Raw genomic sequence first — 21,157 nt, forward strand, 5'->3', positions numbered from 1 at the left:
CATGACTGTTGCCATTTCCCCTGTTGAAGACATCGTTGCCGACATGCGCGCCGGGCGCATCGTCATCCTGATCGACGAAGAGGACCGTGAGAATGAAGGCGACCTGGTGCTGGCCGCCGATCACGTCAGCGCCGAGGCCGTCAACTTCATGGCCCGGTATGGCCGAGGTCTGATCTGCCTGACCCTGACGCGCGAGCGCTGCGAATTGCTGCAGCTGCCGCCCATGGTCGCGCGCAACGGCACCAAGATGGGCACGGCCTTCACAGTGTCCATCGAGGCCGCTGAGGGTGTGACCACCGGTATTTCTGCCGCTGACCGCGCCCGCACGGTGCAGGCTGCCGTTGCCAAAAATGCCACCGCCATTGACCTGGTCCAGCCCGGCCACATCTTTCCGCTGCAAGCGGTGGATGGCGGCGTCTTGATGCGCGCCGGTCATACCGAAGCAGGCTGCGACCTGGCCACCATGGCCGGCTGCACGCCGGCTGCCGTGATCTGCGAGATCATGAAAGACGACGGCACCATGGCTCGCCTGCCTGATTTGCAGCTTTTCGCCGCTGAGCATGGCCTGAAAATCGGCACCATTGCGGACCTGATTGAGCACCGCAGCCGCAACGAATCCCTGGTTGAAAAAATTGGCAGCCGCACACTGCAGACGGCGTTCGGCGAATTCACCGCGCACGCCTTCAAGGACAAACCCAGCCAGGGTCTGCATCTGGCACTCGTCAAAGGCCAATGGTCACCTGAAGACACCGTGGCCGCCCGCGTGCACGAGCCGCTGTCGGTGCTGGACGCCCTTGAAACCGGCCGGTCCATGCACTCCTGGAGCCTCGACCAAAGCCTGCGGCATATTGCAGATGAAGGCAAGGGGGTTGTCGTCCTGCTGAACTGCGGTGAAGATGCCGCACAGTTGCTGGCCCAGTTTGAAGGCACGGCACGCGCAGCCCAAGCGCCGGAGCGCGGCCGCATGGACTTGCGGACCTACGGTGTGGGCGCGCAGATTCTGCGCGAATGCGGCGTGCACAAAATGAACCTCATGGGCAACCCGCGCCGTATGCCCAGCATGACCGGCTACGGGCTGGAAATCGTTGGCTACATCACAAAAGACTAACTAAATAATCAAAGGGAACTCATCGTGTTTGGTGCAGAAAAAGGCTCATCCGACAAACTGGACGGCAAAAAACTCTCGATAGGCATTGTGCAAGCCCGCTTTAACGAAAGCATCACCAACGCACTGGCCGAGGCCTGCTGGCATGAATTGCTGGCACTGGGCGTGGAAGAAAAAAACATCAAACATGTCAAGGTGCCCGGCGCGCTGGAAGTCCCCTGCGCGCTGCAGGCCCTGGCAGAGCGCGACAGCTGCGATGCATTGATTGCCCTGGGCTGCATCATCCGCGGCGAGACCTACCACTTTGAGCTGGTCGCCAACGAAAGCGGCGCGGCGGTCACCCGCCTGGCGCTGGACTACCAGTTGCCCATTGCCAACGCCATTCTGACTACCGAGAACGTCGCACAAGCCCAAGCCCGCCAGCACGAAAAAGGGCGCGACGCTGCCCGTGTGGCCGTCGAAATGGCCAACCTCCTGAACGAACTTGCCTGAGGCAGTGAACGTCATCACCCCCTCACACCCGTACCACATGGCTGAACAAAACACCACCAAACCCAAACGCCCTCCCCAGACCCGTACCGGTCTGACGGATACCGGTGTGAAAAAGGCCGCCGACAAATCGGCCCGCACCCGTGCCCGCGAATTTGCCCTGCAAGCGCTGTACCAGCACCTGGTCGGGCGCAACGAAGCCCAGTCGATTGATGCATTCACCCGTGACCTGGTGGGTTTTCACAAGGCAGACTCCGCACACTACGACGCCTTGCTGCATGGCTGCATTCGCGACGCGTCACTGCTCGATGACAGCATCACGCCTTTGCTCGACAGAAAGCTGGCGGAGATCTCTCCCATAGAACACGCCGTGCTCTGGATTGGCGCCTACGAATTCAGGTACTGCCTGGATGTGCCTTACCGCGTTGTGATCAACGAATGCATTGAGCTGGCCAAAGCTTTTGGCGGCACCGATGGCCACAAATACGTCAATGGCGTTTTGCACAAAATGGCCCCGGCGCTGCGCGCCGCCGAAGTCGCCTCCGACAACGCCCGATAAACAACGACGACTTGAAAGGCGTGCCGTGAAAATCGCCCAGCGGGCTCAACGGATTGAGCCCTTTTATGTCATGGAGGTCGCCAAGGCGGCTTCAGCGCTGGCGCAGGAAGTTGCGCACACCAGCCAGCCGATGATCTTTCTGAACATTGGCGAACCCGACTTCACCGCACCGCCGCTGGTGCAGGAAGCCGCCATACGCGCCATCCAGCAAGGACGCACCCAGTACACCCAGGCCACCGGCCTGCAGGCCCTGCGTGAAAAAATCAGCGGCTGGTATGCCTCGCGTTTTCATGCCGATGTGGCGCCCAGCCGCATCATCATCACGGCCGGGGCCTCTGCGGCGCTGCAGCTGGCCTGCCTGGCCCTGATCGAGGCGGGCGACGACATCCTGATGCCCGACCCCAGCTACCCGTGCAACCGGCACTTCGTCAGCGCCGCCGAAGGCAATGCGGTCCTGGTCCCGACGACCGCGCAGGAACGCTTTCAACTGACCCGCGCCAAGGTAGAGGCCGCCTGGAATGACAAGACGCGCGGCGTGCTGCTGGCCTCCCCCTCCAACCCCACGGGCACGTCCATAGCGCCCGATGAACTGCAGCGCATCCATGAGTGGGTGCACGGCAAGGGTGGCATCACCCTGATTGACGAAATCTACCTGGGCCTGAGCTATGAGGAGCGCTTTGGCCACACCGCACTCGCCATGCCCGGCGAACTCGGTCAAAACGTCATCAGCATCAACAGCTTCAGCAAGTACTTCAACATGACGGGCTGGCGGCTCGGCTGGCTGGTGGTGCCGCAAGCACTGGCCCCGGTGGTCGAGCGCATTGCGCAAAACCTGTTCATCTGCGCCAGCACGGTCGCCCAGCATGCGGCACTGGCCTGCTTTGAGCCCGACAGCCTGGCCGAATACGAGCGCCGCCGCGCTGAGTTCAAGGCCAGGCGCGACTACTTCATCCCCGAGCTGAACCGGCTCGGCTTGAGAGTCCCGGTGATGCCGGACGGCGCGTTTTACGCCTATGCCGACTGCTCGCAGGCGGCAATAAAGTTGGGCGTGAGCGGCAGTTGGGACTTCGCCTTTGAGTTGATGAAGCGTGCCCATCTGGCGGTGACGCCGGGCCGCGATTTCGGGCAGGCCGCACCGCAACAGTTTGTGCGCTTTTCGACTGCCAACTCGATGGCGCAAATGAAGGAAGCCGTGGCGCGACTCAGGGCAGTGCTTGGCTGACATGGCCCCCACGCTCCGCACTAACGTGTCCTCGCTGCCCCCCGAGGGGGCTAATTTTCCTTGGGGCGGCCCGGCGGAAAATTGCGTGCCGCCCCCGGCTTCGCTAAAGAGCGACTTCCGTTGGCCCCTGCGGGTTTATTGGGAAGACACCGATGCCGGCGGCATTGTGTTTTATGCCAATTACCTGAAATTTTTTGAGCGCGCGCGCACCGAATGGCTCAGATCCCTGGGGATTGAGCAGCAGCGCTTGCGGGAGAGCACCGATGGCATGTTTGTGGTGAGCGAAACCTCGCTGCGCTACTTGCGCCCTGCCCGGCTGGATGATGAACTGATTGTTACTGCAAGCCTGATGGAGGCCGGCCGTGCGTCCCTGATAATCAGACAGCAGGCACTCCTGAAATCAGGGCCGTCACCAGTGTTGCTGTGTGAGGGCACGATACGGATTGGCTGGGTCGAAACCGCCAGCCTGAAGCCTGCAAGAATTCCTGCCTCCATCCTGGACAGTCTGAAAACCTCATCAACATGAATCAAGATCTATCCATTGTCAGTCTCATCCTCAATGCCAGCTGGGTGGTCCAACTGGTCGTGCTGCTGCTGGTGGGCATCTCCATTGCCAGCTGGGCTGCCATCTTCAGGAAAATCGTCGCCCTCAAGCGGGTGCAGTCACTCAACGACGTGTTTGACCGGGAGTTCTGGTCCGGCACCAGCTTGAACGAGTTGTTTGCCGCAGCCGCGCAAAACGCCAAGCTGTCAGGCCCCATGGAGCGCATCTTTGCCAGCGGCATGCGCGAGTACCAAAAGCTGCGCGAGCGCCGCATTGACGACCCCGGCACCGTGCTGGATGGCGCGCGCCGCGCCATGCGCGCCAGCTACCAGCGCGAGCTCGATGTGGTTGAGGTCAATTTGTCTTTTCTGGCCACCGTGGGGTCGGTCTCGCCCTATGTTGGCCTGTTCGGCACGGTCTGGGGCATCATGCACGCCTTCACCGGGCTGGCAGCGCTGGAGCAAGTCACGCTGGCGACCGTGGCCCCCGGCATTGCCGAGGCGCTGGTTGCCACCGCCATTGCCCTGTTTGCCGCCATTCCTGCCGTGGTGGCCTACAACCGGTTCGCGCACGACATTGACCGCATCGCCAACCGGCTGGAAACCTTCATCGAAGAGTTTTCCAACATTTTGCAGCGCAACCTGGGCGTCCAGTCGTCGCCTTCAGGTCACTAGCCAGCCGCAGGAGACCGTCATGCCAGCAGTCACATCCCGGGGTCGCGGCCGGCGCACCATCAACGAGATCAACATGGTGCCTTTTATCGACGTGATGCTGGTGCTGCTCATCATCTTCATGGTGACGGCACCCTTGATCACGCCCAGCATGATCGCACTGCCCAAAGTCGGTCGAGCGCCGGTACAGCCGCAAAACCCGGTGCAGATCCTGATTGGCAAAGACGAAACCATTCAAATCAAGTTCAAGACGGATTCAAGGCCGAGCAGCCTGCAAGTCGTTGCCGATGATGTCGTGAAGCTGGAACCGCTGGTCAGGCATGCAACGGACGCCACCCCGGTCGTCATCAGCGCAGACAAGTCCATCAAGTACGAAACCGTGGTCAATGTCATGGCCGCACTGCGAAAAGCAGAGGTGGTCCGTGTCGGCCTGTCCGTGCAGACCAGCAACTGACCCTGGCTATTGCAACCCGGAAGCAGCCCCGGCTGAAAGTCATTGCCATGCGCAGCGCCACCGACCGCCTTGAATTTGCCCCGCTCCGCGATCCGGACTCGCTGCGCTCGTTCGGGCTGGCATTGCTGGTCCACGCGCTTTTAATCGGTGCACTCACCTGGGGCGTGAACTGGAAGCGCAACGAGCGGGACACCTCGTTTGAAGCCGAGCTGTGGTCAGCCCTGCCGCAGCAGGCGGCGCCCAGGCTCACCGAGGCTCCCCCCCCGACCCCTCCTCCCGCCGCCCGCACGCCAGAAGCCAGGCCCGCACCGCGCACGCCGGACGCGGATATTGCGCTAAAACAGGAAAAAAAGCGCAAGCAACTGCAAAAAGAAGCCGACGAGAAAAAAGCACTGGCCAAACAGCAGGCTGAGCAGGCGCAAAAAGCCAAGGCGGCCAAAGAAGCCGAACTGGCCAAGCGCAAGGCGACTGAAGAGGCTAAAAAGACCGAAGCGAAAAAACAGGAAGCCAGGGAACAGGCGAATGCGGCGGCACTGGCCGAGCAGCGGAAAAAAGCCCTGGACCGCATGATGGGTCTGGCAGGCGCTACTGGTGACGCCAGTGCCAAAGGATCGGCTCAGCGCGCCAGCGGACCGTCGGCCAGCTATGGCGCCAAGGTGCGGGCCAAAGTCAAAGATAACATCGTGCTCCCCGGCGACATCCCCGGCAACCCCATCGCCGAAGTCGAAGTCCGTACCACGCTGGACGGCACCATCACCAGCCAGCGGCTGATCAAGTCCAGCGGCAACAAGGCCTGGGATGAGGTGGTGATGAGGGCCATCATTCGCACCGGCTCCCTGCCACGCGATGTCGATGGCCGGGTGCCCACACCGATGATCATCGAGCTCCAGCGCAGAGAATGAAACAAAAGTACGCTATCAATTCGATAGCTGTTTACGCACAATCCGCCAGGGCAAAGCCCTGATTTCACTCATAAACCACCTGCGCCATCCCCTTGTCGGCCTGCGCCATCCAGCTGGCCAGCGCCGCATCGGTCGGAAAGAATTTGGCGGCTTCACCCAGCTGCAGTTCGGCCGTGGCCCCCTCGCGCTTGAGGCTCAGGCGCACCGGCAAGCCGCGGCTGAGCTCGCCCTGCTCCGACATCTCGCGACGCGGCGGAAAGTCCCTGAGCAGCCTGGAAATGTCGGGCGCAGTGCCGTTGACGGCCACGCGCAAGTATTTGCCAAAGCGGCAGCGCGCGGTTTCCAGGTCCCACACCTGCGTGACCTTGAGCCTGAAGCCGCCTGAAAAACGGTCCGGCTGCAAGGTGCCCTGCACGATCACCAGTTCATCGTCCTTGAGCAGGTTGCGGTTGGCATTGAGCACGCCTTCATCGGCCGTGGCTTCAATCATGGCCGACTTGTCGTCCAGCTTGAACAGGGCGAGCTTGCCGCGCTGCCCGTTGATCACCCGCAAGTCACTCACGATGGCGGCCAGCAGCTGCGGGTCACGCGAATCAATCAGGTCGTCAATCTTGCGCCTGGCAAACTGGCGCACTTCGCGCTCCACCTCGTCAAACAGGTGGCCCGACAAATAAAAACCAATCGCGGTCTTCTCATGGGTCAACCGGGTCTTGACGCCGAAGGGCACGGCTTCGACCAGCGGGGGCTCCTGCGTGCTTGCCGCGTGGGAGTCGGACATGTCAAACAGGCCGCCCTGGTTGGCGTTGGCTTCGGTCGCGGCCGCAAACTCAAAGGCCCGGTCCACCGAGGCCAGCAGCTCCGCCCGGTTGAGGTGCAGGTTGTCAAAAGCGCCCCCTTTGATCAGCGCCTCCACGGTCCGCTTGTTGAGCCTGGACTTGTCCACCCGGACACAGAAGTCATAGAGCGAGGTAAACGGCCCGCCCGACTGCCGCGCCGCCACAATGGCCGCAATCGCCTGCTGGCCGGTGCCCTTGATGGCACCCAGACCATAGCGCACGCTGGTGTCGCTGATGGGCTCAAACCGGTAGTCACCGCGGTTCACATCGGGCGATTCGAAGTGAATGCCCATCTTCTGCGCGTCGCCAAACAGCACCTTGAGCTTGTCGGTGTCGTCCATCTCCACGGTCATGTTGGCGGCAAAGAACTCGGCGGTGTAATGCACCTTGAGCCAGGCCGTGTGATAAGCCAGCAAGGCGTAAGCGGCGGAGTGCGACTTGTTGAAGCCGTAGCCCGCAAACTTTTCCATCAGGTCAAAGACTTCGTCGGCTTTCTCTTCGCTCAGGCCGTTGATGCCCGCGCCTTTTCGGAACACCTCGCGCTGGGCGTCCATCTCCTCTTTCTTTTTCTTGCCCATGGCGCGGCGCAGCATATCGGCGCCACCGAGCGAGTAGCCGCCCAGAATCTGCGCGGTCTGCATCACCTGCTCCTGGTAGACCATGATGCCGTAGGTCTCTTCCAGGATGGGCTTGACGCGCGGATCGGGGTACTCGGGCACCTCACGGCCCTGCTTGCGGGCAATGTAGGTCGGAATCAGCTCCATGGGGCCGGGCCGGTACAGCGCGTTCATGGCGATCAGGTCTTCCAGCCGGTTCGGCTTGGCGTCGCGCAACATGCCCTGCATGCCGCGACTTTCAAACTGGAACACGGCTTCGGTCTGGCCCTTGCCAAACAGCGCGTAGACACGCTGATCATCAAGCGGCAGGTCTTCAAACCGGAAGTTCTTTTGGGCCGGGTGCCGCTGGATGATGAAGTCCTTGGCGATCTCCAGAATGGTCAGCGTGGCCAGGCCCAAAAAGTCAAACTTGACCAGGCCGATGGCCTCCACGTCGTCCTTGTCGTACTGGCTGACGGCGGAGTCGCTGCCCGGCTGGGCATACAACGGGCAAAAATCGGTGAGCTTGCTGGGGGCGATCAACACACCGCCGGCGTGCATGCCGACGTTGCGCGTCAGTCCCTCGAGCTTTTGCGCCAGCTCCAGCAACGTGCGCACGTCTTCTTCCTTGCGCTCGCGCTCGGCCAGAATCGGCTCGGCCTCCTTGGCTTTTTCGATCGTGATGTGCTGGCCCGGCTTGTTCGGAATCAGCTTGGAAATGCCGTCGCAGAAACCGTAGGGAAAGTCCAGCACGCGGCCCACATCGCGAATCGCCGCGCGCGCGGCCATGGTTCCGAAGGTCACGATCTGGCTGACCGCTTCCTTGCCGTACTTGGCCTTGACGTAATCAATCACGCGGTCGCGATTGAGCTGGCAGAAGTCGATATCAAAGTCGGGCATGGACACCCGCTCGGGATTGAGGAATCGCTCAAACAGCAGGTTGTACTGCAGCGGGTCCAGGTCGGTGATCTTGAGCGCATAGGCCACCAGCGAACCGGCGCCCGAGCCCCGGCCCGGGCCCACCGGGCAGCCATTGTTTTTCGCCCAGTTGATGAAGTCGCCCACAATCAGGAAGTAGCCCGGAAAGCCCATCTTGAGGATGGTGCTGATCTCGAACTCCAGGCGCTCCACATACACCGGCCGTTTCTGGTCGCGCAGCGCTTGGTTGGGATACAGGTGCTGCAAGCGCGCTTCCAGCCCTTCAAACGAGGCATGGCGAAAGTAGGCATCGATCGGCATGCGCACGCCGTCGACTTCCGGCGTGGGGTAGTCGGGCAGCATGGGCTTGCCCAGCTCCAGGGTCAGGTTGCAGCGCTTGGCAATCTCCACCGTATTGGCCAGGGCCGATGGCAGGTCGGCAAACAGCTGCGCCATCTGGGCGGCTGACTTGAAATACTGCTCGCGGGTGAAGCGGCGCACGCGGCGCGAGTTGCCCAGGATTTCACCTTCGGAAATACACACCCGGGCTTCATGCGCCTCGTAGTCGTCATAGGTCAGAAACTGCACCGGATGGGTCGCCACCACCGGCAGCCCGAGCCGTGCTGCCAGCTGGACCGCGGCAGCCACATGCCGCTCATCGTCCGGTCGCTGGGCGCGCTGCAGCTCGAGATAAAAACGATGCGGAAACAGACCGGCCAGATGCAGCGCACACTCGAGCGCACGTGACTCATCACCCTGCACCAGCGCCTGGCCAACAGCGCCGCCCTGCGCGCCCGACAAGGCGATCAGCCCTTCACCCAATTCCTGCAGCCACTCCAGCTTGATGACGGCCTGCTCGCGCACCACATTGCGGGTCCAGGCTCGCGTCAGCAACTCCGAGAGGTTGAGGTAGCCCTGGCGGTTTTGGACCAGCAGCAGCAGCCGGGCCGGCGGCGCAGCGACGCCTTTGCCCGGAACCTCGGTCCACACATCGGCCCCAATCAGGGGTTTGACACCGGCGCCGCGCGACTCCTTGTAGAACTTGACGGTGCCAAACAGGTTGCCCAAATCAGTAATGGCCAGCGCGGGCTGCTGGTCCGCGGCAGCGGCCTGCACCACTTCATCAATGCGGTTGGTGCCGTCGACGACTGAAAACTCGGTGTGAATACGTAAATGGACAAACATGCCAGCCATTTTAGGGTGCGGGAGGGTGGTATGCAGCCCGCACGAGGCGTTCACCCGAAACCCTTGCCTACAATTGCCGGCATCATGCAGACTTTGAATATTGCGGCCTACAAATTTGTCTCTCTCGATGAACTGGCCGAGCGACAGGAAGCCGTACGCCAGGAGCTGGCACAGCACGGCATCAAGGGCACGGTCCTGCTGGCAGAAGAAGGCATTAATCTCTTCCTGGCAGGCCCTGCCGATCGCATTCATGCCTTTTTGTCATGGCTGAGGCGCGACACCCGCTTTGCTGATCTCGAAGTCAAGGAAAGCTGGTCCAGCGCCCAGCCCTTTCGCAAGCTGCGGGTGTTGGTCAAGCGCGAAATCATTCGCATGGACCACCCGGCCATTCAGCCCGCCGCCGGGCGCGCGCCCGCCGTGGATGCGGCCACACTCAAGCGCTGGCTGGATGCCGGGCACGACGACACCGGGCAGCCCGTAGTCACGCTCGATACCCGCAATGCGTTTGAGGCCGATGTCGGCACTTTCAAAAATGCGATCGACTGGCGCATCAGCAAGTTCACCGAGTTCCCGCAAGCCCTGCTGGCGCACCAGGAAGAGCTGCAAGGCAAAACAGTGGTGAGCTTTTGCACCGGCGGCATACGCTGCGAAAAAGCGGCGATTTTCATGCGCGAAGCCGGTGTAGCCAATGTTTATCAACTCGATGGTGGCATTCTGAAATACTTCGAAGAAACTGGCCACGCACACTATGAAGGCGCGTGCTTTGTCTTTGACGAACGCCGTGCACTGGACCCGGCCCTCAAACCCCAAGTGGATGCAGGCACTGCCAACGCTTAGCCTGCGTTGAGTTTGAGCTGCGGCGCGGGGATGAATTCGGTCTCGCCTGCAACCTGCCCCATCTTCTGCGCGGCCCAGTCTTGCGAGGCCTGGACGATGCGTTCCTTGCGGCTGGCGACAAAGTTCCACCAGATCAGGCGGCGGCCATCCAGCGCATCACCGCCAAGCACCATCAGGCGCACGGGTGCGCTGGCACTCAGTTGTGCGGGGGCACCGGACGGCAGCACCCCCAGGGTAAGGGCCGCCAGCGGCTCGCCATTGATCAGCACATCGCCATCAACCGGGTAAACCGCCAGCTCGGGCGCCAGTGCGGGCAGCGCCAGCGTGCTGCCGGCCTGCAGCTGCACGTCGAGGTAAATGGTTTTGGAAAAAGTATGGACCGGTGAGGTTTTGCCGTAAGCCTCGCCAATCAACACACGTACCTGCGCCGTGCCGACTTGCAGCAAAGGAATGTCGGCGGCAGGTGTGTGGGTAAAGTCAGGCGCGACATCTTCGTACTCGTGCGGCAGCGCAGCCCACAGCTGGATGCCGTGGTTGACATAGGTCTGATCGCGCAAATCGTCAGGCTTGCGTTCGGAGTGCACAATGCCGCGGCCTGCCGTCATCCAGTTGATGGCGCCGGGCTCTATGCGCTGGACCGAACCCAGGCTGTCGCGGTGCATGATGGCGCCTTCAAACAGATAAGTGACGGTGGCCAGCCCGATGTGAGGATGCGGCCGCACGTCGTGGTTGACCTCGGGCCTCACCGTAACCGGCCCGAAATGGTCAAAAAACAGGAAGGGCCCCACCGACTGCCGCTGCATGGCGGGCAGCAGCCGGCGCACGACAAAACCACCGCCCAGGTCTTTGGGATGGCCAGTGAGTTTGAGCGTGCTCATGGGGTCTTATCGGCTGAATTTGCCGGCGACTTGCGCCACGCGCTTGCCGAACAGCCTGGCGGTTTCCAGGTCGCCGGCCGACATGTCCTTGGCCCCGCCATCCGAAGGCGACTGCGCGATCGCGCCGCTGTACGACACGAGGTAGTTCACGTCGTCGCGTTTCGCGCTCTTGGTGTTGGCGGGCATCAGGCCCTGGCTGACCCAGATCATCGAATGCTGCATGGCCAGGGCGAACATTGCGTTCAGCGTGGACAACTTGTCGCCGTTCATGCCGGCGCTGTTGGTGAAGCCGGCCGCCACCTTGTCTTTCCAGCCTTGCGCAAACCAGACCTTGGACGAGGCATCGGCAAACTTCTTGAACTGCCAGCTCATGCTGCCCATGTAGGTGGGCGAGCCGAAGATGATGGCGTCGGCCTCGGCCAGCGTGTCCCAGCCGCCCTCGGGCAGATTGCCCTCGGCGTCGATCGCGACCAGTTGCGCATCCGCCCCTGACGCCACCGATTGCGCCATGCGCTGGGTATGGCCATAACCCGAGTGGTAAACCACAACAACCTTTGGCATCTCACAAGTTCCTTGTATCTCTTGTATCAAAAACCATCAGGCGCCACGCTTGGCGTCAACACTCCAGGCACCGGCGCCCCAGGCGGCCAGCGTGAGCAAGCCGCCGGTGATGGCCAGGTTTTTGAAGAACATGAGCTGCTGCATCATCTGCTGGTCAGCGGGCAGGGTCCAGTAATTGTGGAAGAAGTAAGAGGCCACCAGTGTGAACAGCGCCAGTGCAAGCGCCGCCCAGCGCGTGCCAAAACCCACGATCAGGGCCAGGCCGCCCAGCACCTCGACCAGCAGCGCAATGGCCACACCGACCTGGGGCATGGGCAGGCCAACGGAGGCCGCATAGCCGACGGTACCGGCGAAACCGCCAATCTTGGCAATGCCGGCCGGCAAAAACACCAGCGCCAGCAGCAGGCGGCCAGCGAGGGACAGGGGGTTTTGTAGTGATGCAAACATGGTGAGTTCCTTGGTTAAAAAAAAAGTAATTTAAAAAGTAGATAGCGCGTTGTAAATGAAAACCATGAGCTTGAATAGCCGTGGGTGCAAGCCGCCTTGCAGGTCCCCTTCAGGCGGCCAGATCAAACACCAGCACCTCGGCCGATTGGCCGTGTGTGAGATTCAACCGGCTTTCTGCCTCCAGCATGGCCGCATCGCCCGCACTCAGAGAGTGCCCGTTGACTTTAAGTTCCCCGCGCACCAGGTGCACGTAGGTCTTGCGCCTCGTGTCGAGCGGCAGCGTGGCCGTCTCATGACCATCCAACAGGCCGGCATAAATTTTCGCGTCGGCATGAATCGTCACCGAGCCCTGCGCACCATCCGGTGACGCGACCAGCCTGAGCGTGCCGCGCTTTTCGCTGTCGGCAAAGGTTTTCTGCTCGTAGCCAGGGGTAATGCCCCGCACATTGGGCTCAATCCAGATCTGCAGGAAATGCGTCGTCGCGTCCTTGGCGTGGTTGAACTCGCTGTGCTGGATGCCGGTGCCGGCGCTCATGCGCTGCACATCCCCGGGGGGAATGGCCGTGCCGTTGCCCATGCTGTCCTTGTGTCCGATGGAGCCGCTGAGCACATAGCTCACGATCTCCATGTCCTTGTGGCCATGCGTGCCAAAACCGGTGCCCGGTGCAATGCGGTCTTCATTGATGACGCGCAAATTGCCAAAGCCCATGTGGGCCGGGTCGTAATAGCCCGCAAAAGAAAACGAATGGAAGGACTTGAGCCAGCCGTGGTCGGCGTAACCACGTTCACCGGAAGTTCGCAAAGTCATCATGGCGGGTTCCTTTCAAATCAATTCATCGTGAGGTTTGTCAATGCCTCCAATGTAGGTCCCACCCGGGGCCTGGCCGTTGCGCCAGTTTGATGGCATCATTCAAATTATTTGAATCATTAGACCTTCAATGAGCATCAACAGCATCCGCGATGTCCTGACGCCCGAAGCCCTGAGCCTGATAGGCGTCGTCCATCGCACGGGCAGCATGGCCGCTGCCGCGCGTGAACTCGGGGTGGTGCCCAGCGCCCTGACCTATCGCATCCGCCAGATGGAAGACGCGCTGGATGTGCTGCTGTTTGACCGCTCCTCCCGGCAGGCCCGGCTGACCGAAGCCGGCAAGGAGCTGCTGCGCGAGGGCGAGCGCCTGCTGGCCGAGCTCGATGCCATTGCCAACCGCGTCAAGCGGGTCGCCACCGGCTGGGAGCCGCAACTCACGCTGGCCGTCGACAGCGTGATTTCGCGCACCACCCTCATGGAGTTGTGCGAGGCATTTTTTGCGCTGAACCCGCCGACCCGTGTGAAGATTCGCGAAGAGGCGCTGTCCGGCACGCTGCAGGCCCTGACCTCCGGACAGGCGGACCTGGCCATTGGCGTCGCCATCGAGCCGGCCACCAGCAACACGTCCGTTCAAAGCAAGCCCCTGGGCACGGTGCGTTTTGTCTACGCCGTGGCGCCCCACCACCCGCTGGCCAAGGCGCCCGAGCCCCTGCAGGACAGCCTGATCCAGCAGCACCGCGCGGTCGCCGTGGCCGACTCGGTGCAGCGGGGCGGTGGCCTGACGCTGGGCCTGCTGGGCGGCCAGGATGTGTTCACGGTCCCCGGCATGCCTGCCAAGCTGCAAGCCCAGCTGCGCGGGCTGGGCGGTGGTTTTTTGCCCGAGTACATGGCCCGGCCCTACATAGACACCGGCAGGCTGGTCGCCAAGCAGGTGAATCGGCCTACCCGGCAGGTTCGCCTGAGCTATGTGTGGCGCACACCCACCGGCACAGGCCATGGGCGCGCCCTGCAGTGGTGGCTGGCGCAACTCGAAAAACCCGCCACCCGGGCCGCACTGCTGGAGCGCGAGGCCACCATTTAAAAACAGCGGGAAAAGCAGCGGAACAGCGCAGGGCGCCCGTCTGCGTGTAGAGTGCGTTTATAAATGCGCTGATGAGTCCGTTAATTCGTCCGTTTCATCAACCCCGGAAAAACCCAAAGACATGACAAAAAAATCCCGCACCCCTTCTGCTGATTCTTTGTCTCCACGCCATGTTGCCGTCGTTGGCGCAGGCATTGCCGGCGTGGCCTGCGCCCGCACCCTGATGCAGGCAGGCCACCGGGTCACGGTGTTCGAGAAAAGCCAGGATGCCGGCGGCCGCATGGCCACCCGCAACACCGAGTTTGGCGGTTTTGACCATGGCACGCAGTACTTCACGGTGCGCGATGCACGCTTTGAAAAAGCCCTGGCCACGGCGCAAGGACTGGTACGCCCCTGGAGCGCCAACACCGTACGCATTCTTGACGAACTGGGCCGCGTGGTGGCTTCCGCGCTGCCGCCCAAGGAAGCCCATTGGGTGGCCACACCGGGCATGAACGCCCTGGTTCGCCAATGGGCCCAGCCACTGGCCGCGGCCGGCAGCCTGGCGCTGGAAACCGAAGTCATCCGGCTGGAGCCCGACAGGCTGCAACCGCGGCGCTGGCAGCTGCAAACCGAAGGCCCCGGCGCCCGCAGCCCGGTCTACTCCGGCTTTGACTCGGTGGTGCTGGCGGTGCCCTCCCCGCAGGCGCATGCGCTGCTGCTGAGCTCGCAACAGGGCAAACCGCTGATGGCCAAGCTGTCGGATGTGAGCGTGGCGCCCTGCTGGACCCTGATGCTGGCCTTCCCGCAGGCCATCCAGCCCACGCTGGCGCACCTGGGCCCGCACTGGAATGCCGCGCGCAGCACCCATCACCGCATCGCCTGGCTGGCACGTGAGTCGTCCAAGCCGGGGCGCGACCCCATCGAACGCTGGACCGTGCAGGCCAGCCCGGACTGGTCGCAGCGCCACCTGGAAGACGACGCCGAGCGCGTCAAGGCCAAACTTCTCAAGGCCTTTACCGAAGTCACCGGCATTCGCGCCCAGCCCCCGCACGCCACGGTGCACCGCTGGCGCTATGCCCAGACCATGGAGCCGCTGGGCAAAACCCACCTGTGGGACCACAAGTCAGGCATAGGCGCCTGCGGCGACTGGTGTCTGGGCCACCGCGTGGAAGACGGCTTTGTATCGGGTCTGGAGATGGCGCTGGAAATTTGTTAGCCCCCACGCTTGTCGCTTCGCGTACTACGCTGCCCCCCGAGGGGGCTGGCCTTGCTTGGGGCGGCCCGGCGCGGCGGCCGCTGGAGTTAGCCCCAACACCGTTCCTTCCTTCTTATGGCTTGTTATCTGTCTGGCTATATAGGTCGATTTGCTCCTTCACCTACGGGCCCGCTCCATGCAGGTTCACTCGTTGCGGCGCTGGCCAGCTGGCTGGACGCACGTGCCCATGGCGGCACCTGGCTGGTGCGCATTGAAGACGTGGACACGCCCCGCTGCGTGCCGGGCGCCGATCAAATCATTCTGGATCAACTGGCCGCCTGCGGTCTGGTGCCGGATGCGCCGCCGCTCTACCAGTCGCAGCGCAGCGCGCTCTACCAGGCCGCGCTGCAGCAATTGGTCGCCCAGGGCATGGCCTACCCCTGCGCCTGCACGCGCAAGGACATTGCGCAGGCACTCGCCGCTGCCGGCCAGGTGCGTGCACGCCATGGCGAATTGGTCTACCCCGGCACCTGCCGCCAGGGCCTGAAGGGACGACCGGCGCGTGCCTGGCGCTTCCTGACGGAGATTTCAAAGGAAAACAAGCCATCAGCCCTTGATAATCCTGCGCGGTCAGCTATTAATTCAATAGCAAATAAAGAGCTGCACTGGCACGACCGGCTGCTCGGCGAGCAGCAGCAGGACGTGAGCCGCGAGGTCGGCGACTTCGTACTCAGGCGTGCCGACGGCCTGTGGGCCTACCAGTTGGCCGTGGTGGTGGACGACGCGGCGCAGGGCGTGACCGATGTGGTGCGCGGCCAGGACCTGGCCGACAACACCGCCCGGCAGATTTTGCTGCAGCGCGCGCTGGGCCTGCCGACGCCGCGCTACCTGCACACGCCGCTGGTGCTGGGCAGCAACGGCGAGAAGCTATCCAAGCAAAACGATGCCCGCCCGCTGGACACCCGCGACCCGCTGGCAGTACTGGCACAGGCCGGACAACTGCTGGGCCTGCACCCGGCTGCCAGCACCGCGGCCGGCTGGCTCCAGGAGGCCGTGCCGCTATGGGCCGCCCGGCACACTAAAATTGGGCGGTGACTGAAACATTACCCCCCAGCGATCTGCCCGATCTGCCCGGCCAGCCTGCCGACGTGGCGCATCCCCGAAACATCCGCAGCTTTGTGCGCCGCGCCGGCCGCACCACCACGGGCCAGGCCAAGGCCTTTGCCGATCTGGGGCCGAAATTCCTGCTGCCCTACGCGCCAGGCGCTATAGATTTAATAGCTACCTACGCCCGTTCGGCGCCGACCATCCTCGAAATCGGCTTTGGCATGGGCGAAGCCACGGCACACATCGCGGCGCTCATGCCGGAGAAAAACTTCCTCTGCTGCGAGGTGCACACGCCCGGCGTGGGCGCGCTGCTCAAGCGCATTGACGAGCGCTCGCTGGGCAATATCCGCATCCTGCAGCACGACGCAGTGGAAGTCATAGACCACATGCTGCCGCCGGCAAGCCTCGATGGCGTGCACATCTTCTTCCCCGACCCCTGGCACAAGAAAAAGCACAACAAGCGCCGCCTGATCCAGCCGCCGCTGATCGCCAAGCTCGCGGCCCGCCTCAAGCCGGGCGGCTACCTGCACTGCGCCACCGACTGGCAGCCTTATGCCGAGCAGATCCTCGAAGTCCTGAGCGCCGAGCCCCTGCTGAAAAACACGGCCGATCAGTCCCAGGGCGGCTATGCCCCCAAGCCCGACTACCGGCCGCTGACCAAGTTCGAAAACCGCGGCCTCAAGCTCGGGCACGGCGTCTGGGACGTGGTGTTCCAGCGGGTGTGAACAGCCCACCCGAACATGGCTTGGTGACCCGTCACGGGGTCAGCCCGAGTTGCGTTGGCCTGCCCGCCGGCCACTGGCCCACCATCACCGATTTTCTGGTGGAGCGCTTTCCCGCCATCACACGCGCGGTCTGGCTTCAGCGCATGCAGGATGGCTTGGTCATCGATGAATTTGGCGCTGCCGTCACGCCTGGGCGCCCCTACCAGGGCCACATGCGGGTGTACTACTACCGTGCCATTGACGATGAGCCCCGCATTCCGTTTGAAGAAACCGTGCTCTACCAGGACGAGCACTTGGTGGTCGCCGACAAGCCGCATTTCTTGCCTGTCACGCCTTCGGGCTCCTACCTGCAAGAGACGCTGCTGGTGCGGCTTAAAAACCGGCTGGGCATTGACACGCTGATACCGATTCACCGCATTGACCGTGAAACTGCGGGCCTGGTGCTGTTTTCAGTTCAGCCCGCCGAGCGCGATGCCTACCAGGCCTTGTTCAGGCAGCGCAACGTCGCCAAACACTACGAGGCCATCGCGCCATGGCGCCAGGACCTGCGCTTTCCGCTCACGCGCCAAAGCCGGATTGTGGAAGACGAACCCTTTTTTCGGCAGCTCGAAGTGCCGGGCGAGCCCAACAGCGAAACCCATATTGATACGCTGGAAATCAAGGGCGACAAAGCGCGTTACGCACTCAGCCCGGTCACCGGCAAAAAGCATCAGCTGCGCATGCACATGAACGCGCTGGGCATCCCCATCCTCAATGACCGGATGTACCCGCCGGTGGCGCACACACCCGATGACGACTACCGCTACCCGCTGCAGCTGCTGGCGAAGTCGATTGCCTTCACCGACCCCGTGACGGGCCAGCCAAGGCAGTTCGAGAGCAGGCTGAGCCTGCAGTTCTAGCGGAAAGATTGCCCCGGTCCATCCAGCGGGGGCCGCGGAACCGGCTTTGCCGGGCCGCAGGCGCAGCGGCCCCCTCGGGGGCAGGAAGCTACACGGAGTGAGCGATCGTGGGGGCTATACCAGCTTGGCCGTGATCTGGTACTTGAAATCATCCGGCGCATACGAGTCAAAACGCCCGGCCGGATTTTCTGCCGTCGGGTACATGAAAAAGCCGAGCTTCTCTCCCGTGGAATGGGGCAGCGCCAGATCGTGCGCGGTGTTGTAGGCCATCCAGTTGCCCTCCCAGCCGCCAAACAGCGCCTGGTTCACGGGCGCGACCACCGGGTTGGTCGTGTTTTTGATCCAGTCGGCGGTCTCCAGGCGCATGACCTTGGCCACGTCGGCCGGATCCATGGCCACCCAGCCGTAGCCTTTCAGGTAAACCTCCGAGCGGCAGTGTTGCGCGCCCTTGAGGCTGGCCGGGTTGCCTGACAGCTCCTTGTAGCCAAACGCCGACGGAACCAGGCGGATGCCGTACACGTCGCGTGCGGGGATGCCCACCGAGCGGCACAGGCCGACAAACAGCGCGTTCAGGTCAGCGCATTTGCCGCCCAGGTTGCCGGTTTCCAGCATGGTCTTGATGTCGCCTTCGCCGCAGCCGCGCACCTTGGGGTCGCGGTAGGTGTTGGCCACGATCCAGTCGTAAATCAGCCGGGTCTTTTCGACATCGGTTTTGGCGCCCCTGGTGGTTTCGAGCGCGGTCTTGCGCACGATGCCGTCGGTCGGCAGGAATTTGGTGGGGCGCGTGAAATAGCGCAGCGTGTCGGCGTCTTCGCGCACGGCGGTCTTCTGGGACCAGTCCACCGCGCGGCCCTGGGTCTGCACGCGGCTGGTCAGCTCGATGAAGGGCTTGGCTTCGCCTTGCGCAAACTCGGCATACAGCATCTTGGCGCCGTCCTTGCCGTCGTCGGTCAGGTCGGTCTTGCCGTTGCTTGAAAAGCTGCTTTCGAAACTGCGCTGGTAGTCGCTGTTGACCGAAGGAATCGGCAGCCAGACCTTGGTCACCCCCTGGGGTTTGAGGATGTCCACGCGGGTGGTCACTTCAAAGGTGCGCCAGGCGCCGCTTTGCGGTGCAAAGTGGCTGCGCTGCACAGGCGTTTGCGCAAAATTGAGGGTGGGCAATGCAGCGGCCATGGCGGCAACAGCGGAATTTTTCAAGAAGGTACGGCGTACGGTGGTCATGAAGAGATCTCCGGATAAGAAAGTGCAACGTGCATCGGGGCATGTAAAGGTGCCCCGAGATGTTTAGAGCCAAGCCTCTGACAAGTCGGTCAGAGGCGCGAGCAGCCTGCCAATTATCGCTGGAGCGGGCAGCCAGGCCCCCAGGCGTCTCCCCGGGCGCCCCCGGAGTTTCATCAAGGCTTCATCAGCCCGGCAATCAGTTTCTCAGCCTCGGCGCTGGTCCAGTCCACCTCGCCCCGCACGCGCTGGCGGGGCTGGCCGGCACTGTCTATCAAGATGGTCGTGGGAAACACCTTGACGCCCCACTGCCGGGCCACCTCGCCTTTGGGGTCGAGCAGCACCGGCAGGCTCAGGCCGGTGCTTTTGGCAAACTGGATGGCCCGCGTGGGGTGCTCCTTGAAATTGATCGCCAGCACCAGCAGTTTCTCGGGGCCGTAAAGATCGGCAATCTGCTGCAAGGTCGGCATCTCGGCCCGGCAAGGCTCGCACCAACTGGCCCAGAAGTTGAGCAGCACGGCACGCCCACGCAGGTCGGCCAGCCGCCAGGTTTTGCCCTGGGTGTCGAGCGCCTGCAGGGACGGCACGGGCGCCGCCGCAGGCCAGCGCGAAACCTCGTAAGCCAGCGCCTTGGCATCCTGCGCGCCCGCCTGCCCAGGCAGGAGCAGCGAACTGGCGGTCACACACAAGGCGGATTGCAAAAACTGACGGCGACCTTGTAGACGTTGTAAGGTTTGAGGCATTTGAAAAACTGATTCACGAAAAAGAAGGTGCCCATGCGGGGCCTTGCCTTTGCTTTTTACCGCTGTTTTTAAATCTATACTGATTACATCATTAACCGGATGACACCTTGAATCTTCCGTTAAACATCCCCGGGCTGACCCGGCCCGCGGCCTCGCCGCGGCTCATCAATCTGTACGGCGATGCCCTGCCAAGCCGTCAGGCCAGTGCGTCTGCCGAGCTGGCCCGGGGTTTAAGCGCGGCCACGGCCAGCATTGCCCCCAAATACTTCTACAACGCGCTGGGCTCCAAGCTGTTTGAGGCCATCACCGGCTTGCAGGAGTACTACCCCACCCGCACCGAGGCGGGCATTTTTTCGGCCCACCTGGCCGACATGGCCCAGGCCGTGGCGGATGCCGGCATTCGCCAGCCCTGCCTGATTGACCTGGGCGCGGGCAACTGCGCCAAATCGGCCCTGCTGATCCCCACCCTGACGCCGCGCCAGTACGTGCCGGTGGACATTTCGGTCGAGTTTCTGCGCCAGGCGGCCGAGCAGCTGCAAACCGCTTTCCCGGCGCTCGATATCGTCGGAGTGGGCATGGATTTTTCGGCCCATCTGGCTTTGCCGACGCAGGTTCAGGCGGATGACCGCGTATTTTTTTACCCCGGCTCCAGCATCGGCAACTTCACGCCGGCGCAGGCACTGGCGTTTTTGCAGCGCATTGCCCGAGCCGACCAGGGGCAGGCGCGGGGGCTGCTGCTGGGCGTCGATCTGGTCAAGGACAAGGCCGCGCTCGAAGCCGCCTACGACGATACGCTGGGTGTCACGGCTGCCTTCAACAAAAACCTGCTGCTGCATGTCAATGAACTGCTGCAAGCCGATTTTGACGTCCGCCAATGGCAGCATGTGGCGCTGTTTGACGAAGCGCAATCGCGCATCGAGATGCATCTGCAAGCCTTGTCGGAGGTGACGGTGCGCTGGCCCGGCGGCCAGCGGGCGTTCACGCGCGGCGAGCGCATCCATACCGAGAATTCCTACAAATACACGCTGGAGAGCATGACGGCCTTGCTGCGACAAGCGGGTTTCAGGCATGTAGAACATTGGTGCGACCCGAAGCACTGGTTTGCCGTGTTCTGGGCGGCGATTTAGGGCATTGGCATCCCGAGGGGATTTCTTGATAAAAGTGCCTTGAGCCCAATCAAAACGCGCGCAAGCAG

At 62.6% G+C, this 21,157-nt stretch carries 22 protein-coding genes; 15 read left to right on the forward strand and 7 right to left on the reverse strand.

The window, feature by feature from the left end:
- Position 1: 1 nt before the first annotated feature.
- From ribBA to tolA, 8 genes are all read left to right on the forward strand, one after another.
- On the forward strand, positions 2-1,108 hold the full coding sequence (gene ribBA, locus V6M61_RS01110) for a bifunctional 3,4-dihydroxy-2-butanone-4-phosphate synthase/GTP cyclohydrolase II (protein WP_332774708.1): 1,107 nt from the start codon (positions 2-4) through the stop codon (positions 1,106-1,108).
- Positions 1,109-1,132: 24 nt separating this feature from the next.
- Positions 1,133-1,597: a 6,7-dimethyl-8-ribityllumazine synthase gene (ribH, locus tag V6M61_RS01115; protein WP_332774709.1), complete on the forward strand. Its 465-nt coding sequence runs from the start codon at positions 1,133-1,135 to the stop codon at positions 1,595-1,597.
- Positions 1,598-1,634: 37 nt separating this feature from the next.
- Positions 1,635-2,153 (forward strand): transcription antitermination factor NusB, encoded by a 519-nt coding sequence (nusB, locus tag V6M61_RS01120; protein ID WP_332774710.1) that lies wholly within the window; start codon positions 1,635-1,637, stop codon positions 2,151-2,153.
- A gap of 25 nt (positions 2,154-2,178) precedes the next feature.
- The gene (locus V6M61_RS01125) at positions 2,179-3,375 is read left to right on the forward strand and encodes a pyridoxal phosphate-dependent aminotransferase (RefSeq protein WP_332774711.1); all 1,197 of its coding nucleotides are present in this window, start codon (positions 2,179-2,181) and stop codon (positions 3,373-3,375) included.
- Between the two features lie 85 nt (positions 3,376-3,460).
- The gene (gene ybgC, locus V6M61_RS01130; protein WP_332774712.1) at positions 3,461-3,901 is read left to right on the forward strand and encodes a tol-pal system-associated acyl-CoA thioesterase; all 441 of its coding nucleotides are present in this window, start codon (positions 3,461-3,463) and stop codon (positions 3,899-3,901) included.
- Positions 3,898-4,593, forward strand: coding sequence for a protein TolQ (tolQ, locus tag V6M61_RS01135; protein WP_332774713.1), 696 nt, complete (start codon positions 3,898-3,900; stop codon positions 4,591-4,593). Before ybgC ends, tolQ begins: the two co-directional genes overlap by 4 nt.
- A gap of 19 nt (positions 4,594-4,612) precedes the next feature.
- Positions 4,613-5,044: a biopolymer transporter ExbD gene (locus V6M61_RS01140; protein WP_332774714.1), complete on the forward strand. Its 432-nt coding sequence runs from the start codon at positions 4,613-4,615 to the stop codon at positions 5,042-5,044.
- 47 nt (positions 5,045-5,091) lie between these two features.
- Positions 5,092-5,946: a cell envelope integrity protein TolA gene (gene tolA, locus V6M61_RS01145; RefSeq protein WP_332774715.1), complete on the forward strand. Its 855-nt coding sequence runs from the start codon at positions 5,092-5,094 to the stop codon at positions 5,944-5,946.
- 64 nt (positions 5,947-6,010) lie between these two features.
- Here tolA and dnaE read toward each other — a convergent pair whose 3' ends face one another.
- Positions 6,011-9,481 carry a DNA polymerase III subunit alpha gene (dnaE, locus tag V6M61_RS01150; RefSeq protein WP_332774716.1) on the reverse strand — a complete coding sequence of 1,157 codons (3,471 nt, stop codon included), beginning with the start codon at positions 9,479-9,481 and terminating at the stop codon, positions 6,011-6,013.
- Between the two features lie 84 nt (positions 9,482-9,565).
- On the opposite strand from dnaE, the gene V6M61_RS01155 reads away from it, so the two are divergent.
- Positions 9,566-10,318, forward strand: a complete 753-nt coding sequence (locus tag V6M61_RS01155) for a sulfurtransferase (RefSeq protein WP_332774717.1) — start codon at positions 9,566-9,568, stop codon at positions 10,316-10,318.
- Here the strand turns inward: V6M61_RS01155 and V6M61_RS01160 are convergent.
- The 4 genes from V6M61_RS01160 to V6M61_RS01175 all read right to left on the reverse strand — a co-directional run bounded on the left by V6M61_RS01160 (position 10,315) and on the right by V6M61_RS01175 (position 13,015).
- A complete protein-coding gene (locus V6M61_RS01160) occupies positions 10,315-11,196 on the reverse strand; it encodes a pirin family protein (RefSeq protein ID WP_332774718.1) in 882 nt (293 codons plus the stop codon). The genes V6M61_RS01155 and V6M61_RS01160 overlap by 4 nt on opposite strands.
- Before the next feature lie 6 nt (positions 11,197-11,202).
- Positions 11,203-11,757: a flavodoxin family protein gene (locus tag V6M61_RS01165; protein WP_332774719.1), complete on the reverse strand. Its 555-nt coding sequence runs from the start codon at positions 11,755-11,757 to the stop codon at positions 11,203-11,205.
- 36 nt (positions 11,758-11,793) lie between these two features.
- Positions 11,794-12,204 (reverse strand): DoxX family protein, encoded by a 411-nt coding sequence (locus tag V6M61_RS01170; RefSeq protein WP_332774720.1) that lies wholly within the window; start codon positions 12,202-12,204, stop codon positions 11,794-11,796.
- A gap of 109 nt (positions 12,205-12,313) precedes the next feature.
- Complete coding sequence (locus V6M61_RS01175; protein WP_332774721.1) at positions 12,314-13,015, reverse strand: pirin family protein; 702 nt, start codon at positions 13,013-13,015, stop codon at positions 12,314-12,316.
- A gap of 127 nt (positions 13,016-13,142) precedes the next feature.
- Between V6M61_RS01175 and V6M61_RS01180 the strand changes: the two genes are divergently transcribed.
- The 5 genes from V6M61_RS01180 to V6M61_RS01200 all read left to right on the forward strand — a co-directional run bounded on the left by V6M61_RS01180 (position 13,143) and on the right by V6M61_RS01200 (position 18,001).
- A complete protein-coding gene (locus tag V6M61_RS01180) occupies positions 13,143-14,093 on the forward strand; it encodes a LysR family transcriptional regulator (protein WP_332774722.1) in 951 nt (316 codons plus the stop codon).
- 121 nt (positions 14,094-14,214) lie between these two features.
- Positions 14,215-15,291, forward strand: a complete 1,077-nt coding sequence (locus V6M61_RS01185) for an NAD(P)/FAD-dependent oxidoreductase (RefSeq protein WP_332774723.1) — start codon at positions 14,215-14,217, stop codon at positions 15,289-15,291.
- A 114-nt stretch (positions 15,292-15,405) separates the two neighbouring features.
- Positions 15,406-16,365 carry a tRNA glutamyl-Q(34) synthetase GluQRS gene (gene gluQRS / locus V6M61_RS01190; RefSeq protein ID WP_332774724.1) on the forward strand — a complete coding sequence of 320 codons (960 nt, stop codon included), beginning with the start codon at positions 15,406-15,408 and terminating at the stop codon, positions 16,363-16,365.
- A complete protein-coding gene (trmB, locus tag V6M61_RS01195; RefSeq protein ID WP_332774725.1) occupies positions 16,362-17,102 on the forward strand; it encodes a tRNA (guanosine(46)-N7)-methyltransferase TrmB in 741 nt (246 codons plus the stop codon). Before gluQRS ends, trmB begins: the two co-directional genes overlap by 4 nt.
- 20 nt (positions 17,103-17,122) lie before the next feature.
- Complete coding sequence (locus V6M61_RS01200) at positions 17,123-18,001, forward strand: RluA family pseudouridine synthase (protein WP_332774726.1); 879 nt, start codon at positions 17,123-17,125, stop codon at positions 17,999-18,001.
- Between the two features lie 114 nt (positions 18,002-18,115).
- Here V6M61_RS01200 and V6M61_RS01205 read toward each other — a convergent pair whose 3' ends face one another.
- Together V6M61_RS01205 and V6M61_RS01210 are read right to left on the reverse strand one after the other, a co-directional pair.
- A complete protein-coding gene (locus V6M61_RS01205; RefSeq protein ID WP_332774727.1) occupies positions 18,116-19,222 on the reverse strand; it encodes a transglutaminase-like domain-containing protein in 1,107 nt (368 codons plus the stop codon).
- A 173-nt stretch (positions 19,223-19,395) separates the two neighbouring features.
- On the reverse strand, positions 19,396-19,902 hold the full coding sequence (locus V6M61_RS01210; protein WP_332774728.1) for a TlpA family protein disulfide reductase: 507 nt from the start codon (positions 19,900-19,902) through the stop codon (positions 19,396-19,398).
- Between the two features lie 167 nt (positions 19,903-20,069).
- Here V6M61_RS01210 and egtD point away from each other — a divergent pair, with 167 nt between their 5' ends.
- Positions 20,070-21,089 (forward strand): L-histidine N(alpha)-methyltransferase, encoded by a 1,020-nt coding sequence (egtD, locus tag V6M61_RS01215; protein ID WP_332774729.1) that lies wholly within the window; start codon positions 20,070-20,072, stop codon positions 21,087-21,089.
- The last annotated feature ends 68 nt before the right edge of the window (positions 21,090-21,157 follow it).

Source organism: Polaromonas sp. (assembly GCF_036676035.1).
Taxonomy (GTDB): Bacteria; Pseudomonadota; Gammaproteobacteria; order Burkholderiales; family Burkholderiaceae_C; genus Polaromonas.